Raw genomic sequence first — 12,822 nt, 5'->3', positions numbered from 1 at the left:
ATGGACCCTGCAGCACTTCGTGCATCGATACCCGCGCTGGACCGGTGTACCTACTTCAACACCGGTGCGAGCGGCCCGAGTCCTCGGACCGTCGTCGGGGCGGCGACGGACTTTCTGGAACGCCACGCCTTCGAGGCGCCCGCCGGCGACGGGCCGTACGCCGTCGCGTGGGACGCCATCGCCGCCGCCCGAGAGGTCGCCGCCGGCCATCTGGGCGCGCGTCCCGCGGACGTGGCGTTCACACGGAGCACCGCCGACGGCGTCAACCTCGTCGCGGGGGCCATCGACTGGCAACCCGGCGACGTGGTGGTCCGCACCGACCTCGAACACCCCGCCGGGACCCTGCCGTGGGACCGACTGGCAGACAGCCACGACGTCGAGGTGCGAGTGCTGGAGACCGAACGGGGACGCCTCGACACGGACGACCTGACGGAGGTCGTGGACGACGCCCGACTCGTCGTACTAAGCTCGCTGACGTGGACTCACGGCACCCGCTTGCCGGTCGGCGAGGTGGTCGACGTCGCTCACGACGCCGGGGCACAGGTGCTCGTCGACGCCGTCCAGTCGGTCGGCCAGCACCCGGTCGACGTGACAGAGTGGGGCGCGGACTTCGTGGTGGCGGCGGGCCACAAGTGGCTGCTGGGAATCTGGGGCGCGGGGATGTTGTACGTCGACCCGGCGGCCCACGACCGACTCCGCCAGACCCGCATCGGCTATCGGAGCGTCGAAGACTCGGCTGCCGAGACGTACACCTACCACGAGGGCGCGCGCCGGTTCGAGGTCGGGACCACCTCGCCGGCCCCCTACGTCGCCCTCGCAGCGGCCATCGAGACGATGGAGTCAGTGGGCATCGATACCGTCCAGCGCCGGGTCGAACGGCTGACCGACCGCCTGAAGGACGGCCTGGGCGACCGACTGCTGAGTCCCGAGGGGTACGAGTCCGGTCTCGTCACGTTCGCCGCCGAGGACCCCGAAGCGACCGCCGAACGACTCGCTCAGGAGGGAATCGTCGTCCGGCACCTCCCCTATCCCGAGGCGGTCCGAGCGTCGGTTCACGCGTTCAACACCGAGGACGACGTGGACGAACTGCTCGACGCGCTGTAGTCGGTCAGCGCCGACCGTGTTCGACGGTCAGTCTGCCGAGGTTGCGGACCCGGACCACCGGCGTCACGGCGGTGCGCAGTTCCGCGGTGCCGGTCTCGACGGCCGGGGGAACGTCCGCGAGGGCCGCCGGGTCGCCCGTGTCGGCTGCGAGTCCCGACGCCCCGTCGGCCTCGCGGACGGTCCGACGCTCGACGGTCGCCGTGCGTTCCGGGCGTTCGAGCGTCAGCGTCTCCCCCGGCGGGACGCGGTAGCGGTCGGACCCCAGCGTGACGCGGGCCGCCTCGCCGATCCGGGCGACTGACGGGACGCGGACGTCGAGCGGCGCGGCCAGTCGGACCGCGTAGGCGGCCCGGTAGTCGGATGCCAATCGCCTCGGGAGTCGCCGAACCGTCTCGTCCCGGGCGGTGAGCGTCGTCGCGAGGCGGTCGCCCGACGCAGCCACGCCGACGGCGTCCCGCACGACGAAGGCCGCGTCGTCGAGCAGCGACCGGTCGGCCGCCGTCAGCGGTCCGTACGGGTCGGAGACGAGCAGTCCGTCGTCGGTCGCGACTCGATAGGGCGGCGCGCCGTCGACGTGCAGTGTTCGGAGACGGACGTCTTCGGGCGCGTCGACGGCGAACTCGGCGGCGACTTCGACCACCCGCGTCGTGGTCCCCGCAGACGCCGTCCCGGCGACGCCGAGGAGCGAACTCCCGCCGAGGACGCCGCCGGTCCGGACGACGTCGCGCCGCGTCACGCTGACCGGGTCGTCGCTCATCCCTCGCCTCCGAAGACGGCCTCGGCCGTGCGTTTGACAGCCATCTTCGTGCAGTCGGTGTAGTTCGGGTTGTACCCGCGGAAGTGCAGGCGGCCGTTTCCACAGGGCCCGTGGGCGGCGTGGCTGTCGTGGTAGGTCACCGCCATCGGCGACACCTCGCCGGAGGGGTAGACCACGCCCGTGTCGTGTTCGTGCATGTGACTGCCGTTCTCGACGAGCACGCTCGTCTCCGCGAGGTGGCGGTAGCTGACGAGCGCATGCCCGAGTTCCTGCTTGGTGAACGCCTCGACGCGGGCGGCGTCCTCGGAGGCCGTCCCCACGACCATCCGGCAGTTCGTACTGAAGGCGAGTTCGTCGAGTTCGTCGGCGCTGAACCCGCCGCCACCGTCGAAGCCACCGGCGACGCCGTAGTGCAGGCCGCGAGCGCCACACAACTCCGGGTGTCGCTCCGTGTACGCCTCGAAGGCGTCGACGAACGCGGCCTTCGTGGCGTCGTCGTACTCGGCCCCGCCGTCGTCGGCGACGAACGGCTTCGATTCCGCCAGCGTGAACGCCGCGTAGCCGCCCAGCGCGCCGTACTCGACGAACTGGTCGAGGCCGTCGACGACCGCCTCGGCCACCGGCCCGTCGTCCACCCACTCGTCGTAGACGGCGTCGTCGGCGGGGTAGAGGAACACGGCGGCGCGGGGGCGGCGACCGAACTCGCCGGCCAGCAGGTCGAAGTTCGGGGTCGTGTCTGCCACGTCGGCACAGACGGACCGCCAAATAATATAGATTAGCCGTCACTTCTGTCGACAGCGAGTCGAAGCCGTCGACCTGTGACGGCCTCCGGTTTGATTGGGACCGGGAGCCAACGGGAACGCATGGACGAACGGGCAGTCGTCACCGCGTTCCTCCGCAACGACGGCGAGGTGTTGCTCCTCCGCCGGAGCGACGCCGTCGGGTCGTATCAGGGTCGCTGGGGCGGCGTCGCCGGACACGTCGCGGACGACGAGCGGGGGCACGAGCGAAGCGAGGGGCCCCGGAACAGCGACCGACGGACGGAAGCGAGCCACGAGCAGCGCGACCCCGAGACGGCCGCGCGGGCCGAGATAGCCGAGGAGACGGGCCTCGCCGACGCCGTGACGCTCGTCACCAGCGGCGACCCCTTTCCGGTCGAGGACGCCGACCGCGACACCCGATGGGTCGTCCACCCGTTCCTCTTCGACTGTGACTCGCGGGCGGTCGAGACGAACGAGGAGACGACCGAGACGGCGTGGGTCCACCCGCCCGAGATACTGCGCCGCGAGACGGTCCCGCGCCTCTGGACCTCTTACGACCGGGTTCGGCCCCGCGTGGCGACGGTTCGGGACGACCGGACCCGCGGGTCGGCGTGGCTCTCGGTGCGCGCCCTCGAAGTCCTGCGGGACGAGGCCGCACTGGCCACAGAGGGCCGAACGGACGAACTCGAATCGGCCGACCGCGACGGGGACGACTGGACGGCACTGGCATCGCTCGCACGAGGACTCCGGGACGCCCGCCCCTCGATGGCCGTCCTCGCGAACCGCGTGAACCGCGTCATGCTGGCCGCGAGCGACGAACGGACGCCCGAGGCCGTCGAGACGGCCACACGCCGGGCGATCGGACAGGCCGTCGACGCCGACCGGGAGGCCGCCGAACTGGCCGCCCGGGCGCTCCCGGACCGGGTGGCGACGCTCTCGCGGTCGGGCACCGTCGAGACGGCGATTCGTATGGCGGAACCCGAGGCCGTACTCGTCGCGGAGTCCCGGCCGGGCGGCGAAGGCGTCGGCGTCGCCGAGTCACTGGCCGATGCGACGGCGGTGACGCTGACGACCGACGCGGCGCTGGCCTTCGAACTCGCCGAGTGGGACGCCGACGCCGTCCTCGTCGGTGCCGACCGAGTACTCCCCGACGGCCGCGTGGTGAACAAGGCCGGGACCCGCGGGGCGGCGCTGGCGGCGACGGAGACGGGAGCGGAGTGTCTGGTCGTCGCGTCGAGCGACAAAGTCGCGGCGACGGCCGACTACGACCTCGAACTCCGCGACGCCGCCGAGGTGTACGACGGCGACGCGGACCTAGCGGTGGTGAACCCGACCTTCGACGTGACGCCGGCGGACGCGGTGACGGCCGTCGTGACCGAACAGGGCCGACTGAACACCGCCGAAGTCGAGGCCGTGGCCGCCGCCCACCGAGAGTGGGCCACGTGGGACGACGCTCAGTCGTAGCGGGCGACCGCTCGGACGGGCGCGCCGTCGCCGCCGGCGAGTCGCAGCGGCATCGCGAGCAGTTCGAACCGGTCGGGGAGGCCGCCGAGGTTCGCGAGGTTCTCCACGACGAGACGGTCGTTCCCCAGCAGTTCGTGGTGGGCCTGAAACCCCTCGGGTTCGTCGGCGGCCGCCGCGTCGGTGGGCGTCGGGTCGACGTTCAGGGCGTCGATTGCCACGTCGTAGCCGTGTTCGACGCAGTGACGAGCGGCGTCGGGGGTGAGGAACGGATGTTCGAAGTACTGGGGGTCACCCCAGTGGGCGTCCCACCCCGTCCGGAGGACCACGGCGTCGGCCTCGACCGCCGGGAGGTCCGCCGGGCGGATTCGGTCACGGGGGTCGCGGTCGCGCAGGTCCACGAGGACGGTGTCCCACGCGAACCGCGAGACGGCGAAGTCGTCGACGGTCCGTCCGTCTGCTTCCGTGTGACTCGGCGCGTCGACGTGCGTGCCGGTGTGACTGCCGCAGTCCACGCTGGCGACGCGGTAGCCGTCGGCCTCGACGGTGGCGTGGGGTGAGACGGACACCGGCGGGTCACCGGGGAACACGGGCATCCCCGAACAAATCGGCTGTGAGAGGTCGGCGTAGGGCATAGCACCGATGCGTGGGCCGGGAAGAAACGTCTGGCGCTGGTTCGGCCGGACCGTTTCGCTTCGAGGTGCTGAGTGAAACGAAGAACCTCGCTACTGTTCGTCTAGGACGACGGGGACGCCGGCCTCGGCCACGTCGGCGGCGAACTCACGAGCGTCGGCTTCGAGGTTCGAGAAGGTGTTGTAGTGGACCGGCATGACGAGACGCGGTTCGATAGTCGCGGCGAGGGCGGCCGCCTCGTGGCGGTCCATCGTCGCTCGCGGACCGATAGGGGGACAGAACAGCGAGGTGTCGAGCGTGCGGTGGCCCGGCAGGACGTCGCTGTCGCCGGGGTAGTAGACACGCGTGCCGTCGACGCTGACCATGAACCCACAGCCGAACCCTTCGGGGTGGTACGGCGACCCGTCGGGGAGGGTGTGCGGGCCGTCGGGTTCGTTGTGGGCCGGCGTCGTCCATATCGGGACGTCGCCGACGGTCACCTGTGCTTTCGCGTCGACCTGCCGGACCTCGTAGGGCAAGTCGACGATGGGTGGCAGGTCCCGTTCGACGTCGCGGCCGTCGATACCTTCGAAGGCGACGATGGTCGTGTCCTCGCCGGCGACGCGCTCGATGCCGTCCGGGTCGTAGTGGTGGACGTGCGTGACACAGACGATGTCGGCGTCCCCGGGGCGGTAGTCGGTGCTCGGTGGGTGACCGACGCCGTCCTCGTACGGCTCCCACTCCCCGGTCAGAACGCCGTAGCGTCCCGGGTCCGTGTAGACGACGGTGTCGTCGCCGGCGATACGGATAGTGGCGTACCCGAGCCAGTCGACGGTCACCCCCTCGTGGTGTACGGTCATCGGGTGATGTACGCACCGCAACGGGGATAAACCGGCGGTTTCGGTCGGCGGACTCACTCCGCCAGTTGCCCTTCGACCGTCGCGTCGCCGACGTGCTCGCCCAGTTCACCGTCGCGGATGGCGGTCCGGAGGGCGAGTTCGGCCACGTTCCCGCCGTGTTCGGCGGTCCGGCCGATGCTGTCGAGGACGTGGGTCAGTCGGTACGCGGCGGCCGTCGACTCGAAGAGGCGACGGTCGAGCGCTTCGACGTCCGACCTGAGGGCGTCACGGGCGTGCAGGGCCTCGCGAGCGGCGTCGACGCCCGCGTCGCCGACGATGGCGTGGACCGCGTCCTCGACGATGTCGCGGGCCGTCGCCGCGAGGTCGGTAATCTCCTCTGCCGTCGCGTCGTCTATGCGGCCGTCCAGTTCCTCGGCCGTCCGTGCGATACGCTCGGCGTGGTCGCCGACCCGTTCGAGTTCCCGGGCGGTGACCCAGCAGACGAACAGTTCAGAGCGGGTCAGGCCGAGCGCGTCCATCTCGTCGAATCGGGCCAGTCCGCGCTCGAAGTAGCGGTCGACCATGGCGTACAGGCGGTCCGCCTGGTCGTCCCTGTCAGCGGGACTGTCCACCGCCGTCGGGCCGGTCAGGGCGGCCGTCGCGTCGCGGTGCATCGACAGCACCACGAACTGGAGTTGGCGGACCGACTGCTTGATGGACACCTCGTCGGCGTCCAGTAGCGTCCGGACCGTCATCGTCGTCGCCGTCGACTCGGTGACGGTGACGCCAGTCAGCGTCCGGGTGACGCGCTCGACGGCGCGCCGTTGCTCGTCGCTGAACCCGTCGGGCGCGTCGAACTCGAGTACTTCGACGCCCGCGGCGTAGGCCGCACGGAGGGCGCGTTCGATACACGTGGAGTCGGCGTGCGGGACCGTCAGGGTGAGGCGGCCCGTCGTCTCCCGGTCGCGTTCCTGTGGCTGGATGACGAGGACCCCGTCGATGTGCGTGTGGAGGTCGACGATAGACCCCGTCTCGATGCCGGCCACCTCGGCCCACTCCTTGGGGAGCGAGACGGTGTAGGTGCCGCCGCCGACCTGCTGTATCTTGCGTGTTTCCATCGGTCGCGTGTGTCGTGAGAGTCACACCCACGCGTCGGGACGACGCCTCGCGTGGGGCACGATACGGTCGTGGTCGGTGCGCCGGACGACGGCGCGCCGGGGTGGTTACCCGAACTTCCCGGTGATGTAGTCCTCGACGCGCTGGCTCTCGGGGTTCTCGAATATCTTGTCCGTGTCGTCGTACTCGACGAGTTCCCCACCGGTGAGGAAGACGGCGGTCTGGTCGGAGATACGGGCCGCCTGCTGCATGTTGTGGGTGACGATGACGACGGTGTACTCCTTCGAGAGTTCCTCGACGAGGTCCTCTATCTTCGAGGTGGCGATTGGGTCCAGCGCCGAGGCCGGTTCGTCCATCAGGATGACCTCGGGGTCGACGGCGAGACAGCGAGCGATGCAGAGTCGCTGTTGCTGGCCGCCCGACAGACCGAGGGCGTTGTCGTCGAGTCGGTCGTTGACCTCGTCCCACAGCGCCGCCTGTTTCAGCGAGCGCTCGACGAGTTCGTCCTCCTCGGCGGTGTCGTCGCGACCGAACAGGCGGGCGAGCAACCCCTTCTCGATGTCGCCGTGCTTGCGCGGGCCGTAGGAGATGTTCTCCCGGATGGATTTGGGGAAGGGGTTGGGAGACTGAAACACCATGCCGATGCGCTTGCGCAGTTCGACGAGGTTGGCGTTCGGGTCGTATATCTCCGTTCCTTCGAGTTCGACCGAGCCGTCGATTCGGGCGGCCTTGATGCGGTCGTTCATCCGATTGAGACACCGCAGGTACGTCGACTTCCCACAGCCAGATGGGCCGATGAGCGCCGTCACGGAGTTCTCCGGGATGGCCATCGAGACGTCCTTCAGTGCGTGGTCGTCGCCGTACCAGACGTTCAGGTCTTCGACCGAGAGCTTCGGGTCGCCCGCGAAGTCGTAGTCGGTCCACGCTTCGCGGACCCGCTCTTCGCTCTCGCCGGCCGTCGTGGTCGACGTCGGCTGTCTGTCTGTACCCTCTGTCGTCTGCTTCGTCTCGCTGTCGTTAAGCGCGTTACTCATGGGTTAGTTTCCTCCGGAAGTAGGTCCGCGCCGTGATACCCACGGCGTAAAAGGTCAGTACGACCAGCAGCAGGACGAACGCCGACGCCCACCCCATCGACGGGGAGCCGCTGACACCGGCGGCGATGACTGCCCACACCTGCGTCGGCAACGAAGCCGACGCCGAGAGGAGCGCGTCGTTGGCGACGAACGGCGGTTGCGCGGTGAAGCGGAAGCCGTCCAGCACCTGTGCCGACTCCGTCGCGTTCAGCGTGGATCCTAACACGAGGATGAGCGGAGCCGTCTCGCCAGCGATGCGGCCGACGCCGAGGATGACGCCGGTGATGACGCCGGGCATCGCGGCCGGCAGGACGACGCTCTTGATCGTCTCCCACTGGGAGACGCCCAGCGCCGCACTCGCGTCCCGATACTCGTCGGGGACCGACTTGACCGCCTCGCGGCTGGTGATGAGCACCAGCGGCAGGAGCATGAACCCGAGGACGAGCATCCCCGCGAGCAGGGACTCGTCGCCGCCCAGTCGGGGGATGAGGAAGGCGGCCCCGAACAGACCGAACACGATGCTCGGGGTCGACCACAAGGCGTTGGTCGCAATCTCGACCAGCGCGGTGAAGCGGCCCTGCTCGGCGTACTCGGTGAGGAAGACGGCCGCGCCGACGCCCAGCGGCACCGCAAAGAGCGTCGCGCCGGTGACCAACCACACCGTGCCGACGACGGCGGGCAGGATACCGCCGGGTTCGGCCCCCAGCGGGACGTACGTCTGCATCGTCATCGGCCACGAGAGCGTCCCGGCGTTCGCGACGGTGACGCCGAAGACGGTGAACGACACCTTCGTCACGGCGACGTGAAGCCCCAGCAGGGTCAGGAAGCCGGCGACTCCGGTCAGGCCGAGGGCTATCTCCTCGCCCAGCAAGCGTCGCTGGAGCGTCTCCCCGGATTGGCGTTTCGCGTACGCGACCAGCGCCGTGGCGGCACTCGCAGCCACGGCGCCGGCCAGCGCGACGCCCGGGACGACGTTGACCGGACCGACGCTGGGCGTGACCGTCGCCGTCGCCTGCAGGAAGAGGGCCGACGTCAGCAGGGCGAGGCTGCCGAACACCCCAAGCGTGAACAGCGTCGCGCTGTCCTGTGCGCGGTCGGCCAGCGCGCCCTCGCCGGTGAGGACGCCGACCAGCGGGAGGGCCGCGAGGACGACGGCGGCGCCGGCGGCCAGAACCACGACGGCGAGGCCAAGCGTCCCACCGAGCGGGAGACCGAGCGGTCGCGGGCCGACGAGGAGGAACAGACCGGTCAGCGCGACCGTTCCCGCGACGGCCAGCGGGAGGGTCTGTCGAATCGTCTCGGCCCACTCGACGCGGCTCCCGACGTTCCGCAGCGAGCCGTACGTCCGGAAGAAGTAGACGGACAGCAACAGCGCCGGGGCGACGAGCAGGAGCGACCCGACCGTCGGTTCCGGCGTCACCGCGATTGCGGTGTCGAGCGACTGTTGGGCCCGGTTGACCTGTACCGAGTAGGTGAACGGGTAGGCCAGTCGGTCGCCGGTGGCGAGCACCGACAGGAGGAGGGCCGTGAACGACCCCACAGCGGCCAGCGGGAGCAGCCGGAACAACTGGCGCGCGCCGGTGTGCCAGTCGTCCGTCCCCGCGGGCGTCCGTGCGTTGTTCACCGCGACGACGAGGGCCGGCGCGAGGAGGACGAGCGCGGACAGCGCACCGATGGTGAACCCGTGGAACGCGTAGCCGGCGCCTTTCACCGTCACGAACACGACGATGGTCGCCATGACGGCGACCATCAGGAACGCGTTCAGGTTGATGACGAGGAAGGCACCGAACTCGCGGCCGCGGGCGCCAAAGCCGGCCCGGCACTTCGCGGCCGACCACGACGAGAGAATCGCCCCGACGAGGACGAAAATCGGGATGACCGCGCCACCGGTGAACCCGCCGGAGAGCGACTGGGGGTTCCACTGCCAGCCGACGCCGACGACGGCCGTCGCGATAGTGAGACCGAGCGTCCCGACGACGAGCGCCGCAGGAATCGTCGACCCGACGTCCTCGCGCGGGAGGACCGTCAGGGCCGAGAGGACCAGTCCGGCACCCAGCGCGACGGCGACCCACGCCGGCGAGTCGAAGCCGACGAGCGAACCGCCGATAGCGGCCCCGAGAGCCAGCCCGAGAGCGCCGAAGACGACGCCAGCGAGCAAGCCGGCGCTCGTGTTCGGGCTGGTGTCGACCGTCTCGACGCGCGAGGCCACGCCAGCGACGGCGACGGCGACGGCCTCGACGACGAGCGTGAGGCCCAGCAGCGTCGCCAGTGTCACCGGGACCGCGTAGGCCAGCACCGTCAGACCGAGCGTGCTGACGACCAGTCCGAGCGCGATGCCGCGGACCCGCTGGGACTCGACCAGCGTGACGTTGGCCCACGAGGAGACACCGACGATGCCGACGCCGCCGACGACGACGGCAAGAATCAGCCCGAGCGACTCGCCCAGCGCCGCGCCGCTGGCGCTCAGCGGGACGGCGTCGACGAGCGTGACCATCCCGAGCGCGAACGTCAGGACGCTGAGGCCGATGGCGGCGTCGAGGCCACGGTCGTAGACGTTCGACTCCGCGTTGACCAGCGTCGTCTCGGTAGCGTATCCCTCGCTCATGCTTCACCTCGGAGTTTCTCGCGCATCTGGCGCTCGATGTACTGGGAGACGACGCTCATGCCCGCGACGATGACGAACAGCATCACGCCCGCGACGAACAGCACGTCGACCGTACTCTCCGAGGCGCTCCCGTAGTTGACCGCGATGAGACTCGTCAGCGTCGCGCTCGCGTCGAAGACGTCGAACAGCGGGTTCGCGAGGCCGACGCCGGCGGCCATGATGGCCGCCACGGCCATCGTCTCGCCGATGGCCCGGCCCAGTCCGAGGATGACCCCGGCAGAGATACCCGAGAACGCGGCCGGGATGGAGATACTCTTCATCGTCTGCCAGCGGGTCGCGCCCATCGCGATGGAGCCGTCACCCATCGCGTCGGGGACGCTGGAGAGGGCGTCCTCGCCGACGGAGACGACCGTCGGGAGCGCCATCACGCCGACGACCACGCCCGCGATGAGGAAGCTCGCGCCGTCGTCGAGGAACGAGGTCTGAATGAATCCGTTCAGCACCTGAAAGCCGATGAAGCCGTAGACGATAGAGGGGATACCGGCCAGCACCTCGACGCCGGGTTTGATTATCTCGCGCAGTCCGTCGCTGGCCACCTCGGCGATGAACAGCGCGCCGAACAGACCCAGCGGTCCGGCGATGGCGCCCGCGATGAGCGTGACCATCACCGTCCCCCAGATGGCGGGAATCAGCGAATAGGCCCCGCCGGCGGGGTTCCAGTAGCTCGTGCTGGTCGGGAGGACGGCGTCGAGCCAGAAGAACCAGCGAACCTCCCCGCCCTGAATCGGGACGAGCAAGAGCCCCAGCCCGTGTTCGACGAACGCCGGGAAGGCGCTGGCAAAGAGGAAGATAGTGATGAAGGTGACAGTCAACACCGTCAGCACGGTGGCGATTAGCGTCAGCAATCGTGCTATCTCGGCTTGGTACGTGACCCACCCCAGCGCGGTCACGAAGATGAACGCGCCGACCATCGGGACGGCGATGGCCGGACGGAACAGGAACACCAGAATCGTCGCCGCGAGCGTCGCCGCCGACGCGCCGACTGCCAGCAGTGACCCCTCTGTCGCGTCCCCGCCGAGGATCGTCTCTCGTGTGTTCGTACGTACGTCGTCTATCATGTCGTTGTATCAAAAATCGGTGCGGTCGGCATCCTGTCTCCCCGGCAGCCGTGTCCGCGCCGTGGCTGCTTACGCCTGGCTGGGGAGCTTGTTCCGCTGTTCCTTCTGGCGACGCTTGCCCAGCGCGAAGTAGTTGTTCGGCGCGACGAACGTGTCCTGCCCGAAGTCCGAGAGGACCATGTTGATCACCGCGGCCTCCTTCTTGGAGGTCCCCTCCCACGTGTAGCAGTGCAGGTCACGGGAGAGCGGGTATTCTTTGGAGTCCAGCCCGTTCTGGTCGTCCTGATAGCTGTAGGTCGTCCCCTCCCACTCGAGGGCGATGGGGGCGAGGCCGTCCGTGTTGATGAACGCCAGCGCGAGGTAGCTGATGGCGTTGTCGGCCTGTGCGATGGCCTGTGCGAGGCGCTGGTTCTGGCCGAAGCGGTTGGCGACCTGCGTGTCCTCTTCGGGGTTGCCGAAGACGTTCGAGACGAAGGAGGTGCGGGTGCCCGAGCCCTTGACGCGGCCCAGTACCTGAATCTCCTTGTCCGGGCCACCGAGTTCGCTCCAGTTCGTGATTTCGCCCTTGTAGAGGCCCTTCAGGTCGTCACCGGTGATCTTCTCGACGCCGGCGTCGGCGATCTCCTGGGAGACGACCAGCGGCTGGCCGTCGACACCGACGACGTGGTCGACGAAGCTGTCGTAGGAGTCACGGTCCGGGAGTTCGTCCTCGACGTTCCCCGAGGAGTTCCCGATGTCGTGCTGGCCGTTCATGACCTTCTCGACGCCGGTCCCGGAGTGAGAGAGGCCGACGGTGAACTGGAACGGCGGGCCGTCTTCGCCACCGGCCTCGAAGCCGTAGAGGCCCGCCCAGTAGTCGGCGAGATTCTTGTCGGTATCGATGTCGTACTCGCCGTGGGGCCAGTACTCGGAGTCACTGGCCGGCCGGTTGGCGTTCCAGTAGGACGCCGCGGTGTTCATGATGGGATACACCGTCGAAGAGCCGCCGGCTTCGAGCGCCGAGACCCCGCCCGACTCGTTCCCACTGTCGGTGTTCTCGGTGCTCTCCATGCCTTCGGAGGACTCCTCGTCGGAACTGCTGTCGTCCCCGCTCGAACAACCGGCAATAGCTGCTGCACCCGTTACCCCTGTGGCCGCGATGAACTTACGCCGCGAAACGCGGTCAGACAGCATCTCTGAGTCCTGCGTCATCACCTGAAACAGGCCGAAGGAGTATTAAACCCGTTTATAATAGGGGTATTTTCGGCTACCATGGATCTAGTCATCTACAAAAGAACAATACCGGTACGGCTAGCTATTGAGCCGAACGTATCACTCATAGCTCGCTCGACATCACCCGCGGACAGATTCCCAGTCAGAATCAGCGCGGACGTCGA

Annotated in this window: 11 protein-coding genes; 2 read left to right on the top strand and 9 right to left on the bottom strand. The window is 69.0% G+C overall.

All coding sequences use genetic code 11. The features are described 5' to 3' along the window. Window positions 1–1,104, top strand: a complete 1,104-nt coding sequence (locus G9465_RS04680; protein ID WP_166967989.1) for an aminotransferase class V-fold PLP-dependent enzyme — start codon at window positions 1–3, stop codon at window positions 1,102–1,104. A gap of 4 nt (window positions 1,105–1,108) precedes the next feature. Here the strand turns inward: G9465_RS04680 and G9465_RS04675 are convergent, their stop codons facing one another. After that, window positions 1,109–1,861 carry a hypothetical protein gene (locus tag G9465_RS04675; RefSeq protein ID WP_166967987.1) on the bottom strand — a complete coding sequence of 251 codons (753 nt, stop codon included), beginning with the start codon at window positions 1,859–1,861 and terminating at the stop codon, window positions 1,109–1,111. Beyond that, window positions 1,858–2,604 (bottom strand): hypothetical protein, encoded by a 747-nt coding sequence (locus tag G9465_RS04670; RefSeq protein WP_166967985.1) that lies wholly within the window; start codon window positions 2,602–2,604, stop codon window positions 1,858–1,860. The genes G9465_RS04675 and G9465_RS04670 overlap by 4 nt, the downstream gene beginning before the upstream one ends. A gap of 120 nt (window positions 2,605–2,724) precedes the next feature. Here G9465_RS04670 and G9465_RS04665 point away from each other — a divergent pair, with 120 nt between their 5' ends. Continuing rightward, on the top strand, window positions 2,725–4,086 hold the full coding sequence (locus tag G9465_RS04665; RefSeq protein WP_166967983.1) for an NUDIX domain-containing protein: 1,362 nt from the start codon (window positions 2,725–2,727) through the stop codon (window positions 4,084–4,086). On the opposite strand, the gene G9465_RS04660 is transcribed toward G9465_RS04665, so the two are convergent. The 7 genes from G9465_RS04660 to G9465_RS04630 form a co-directional block, all read right to left on the bottom strand. Further along, entirely contained in the window at window positions 4,077–4,718 is a 642-nt protein-coding gene (locus G9465_RS04660; protein WP_166967981.1) for a cyclase family protein, read from the bottom strand. The two genes, G9465_RS04665 and G9465_RS04660, sit on opposite strands and share 10 nt — an antisense overlap. Window positions 4,719–4,808: 90 nt before the next feature. Further along, window positions 4,809–5,555, bottom strand: a complete 747-nt coding sequence (locus G9465_RS04655; RefSeq protein ID WP_166967979.1) for an MBL fold metallo-hydrolase — start codon at window positions 5,553–5,555, stop codon at window positions 4,809–4,811. Window positions 5,556–5,608: 53 nt separating this feature from the next. After that, entirely contained in the window at window positions 5,609–6,652 is a 1,044-nt protein-coding gene (locus tag G9465_RS04650; RefSeq protein WP_166967977.1) for a phosphate uptake regulator PhoU, read from the bottom strand. 105 nt (window positions 6,653–6,757) lie between these two features. Then, window positions 6,758–7,684, bottom strand: coding sequence for a phosphate ABC transporter ATP-binding protein PstB (gene pstB, locus G9465_RS04645; RefSeq protein WP_166967975.1), 927 nt, complete (start codon window positions 7,682–7,684; stop codon window positions 6,758–6,760). Next, window positions 7,677–10,328 carry a phosphate ABC transporter permease PstA gene (gene pstA / locus G9465_RS04640; protein ID WP_166967973.1) on the bottom strand — a complete coding sequence of 884 codons (2,652 nt, stop codon included), beginning with the start codon at window positions 10,326–10,328 and terminating at the stop codon, window positions 7,677–7,679. The genes pstB and pstA overlap by 8 nt, the downstream gene beginning before the upstream one ends. Continuing rightward, window positions 10,325–11,446 (bottom strand): phosphate ABC transporter permease subunit PstC, encoded by a 1,122-nt coding sequence (pstC, locus tag G9465_RS04635; protein WP_166967971.1) that lies wholly within the window; start codon window positions 11,444–11,446, stop codon window positions 10,325–10,327. Before pstC ends, pstA begins: the two co-directional genes overlap by 4 nt. Before the next feature lie 69 nt (window positions 11,447–11,515). Next, the gene (locus G9465_RS04630) at window positions 11,516–12,637 is read right to left on the bottom strand and encodes a PstS family phosphate ABC transporter substrate-binding protein (protein WP_166967969.1); all 1,122 of its coding nucleotides are present in this window, start codon (window positions 12,635–12,637) and stop codon (window positions 11,516–11,518) included. Window positions 12,638–12,822: the final 185 nt, after the last annotated feature.

It is taken from the genome of Haloarcula sp. JP-L23, from assembly GCF_011602445.1.
GTDB lineage: Archaea > Halobacteriota > Halobacteria > Halobacteriales > Haloarculaceae > Haloarcula > Haloarcula pellucida.
The sequence above is the reverse complement of the archived record's forward strand: the minus strand, read 5'-3'. Positions and strand labels throughout refer to the sequence as shown.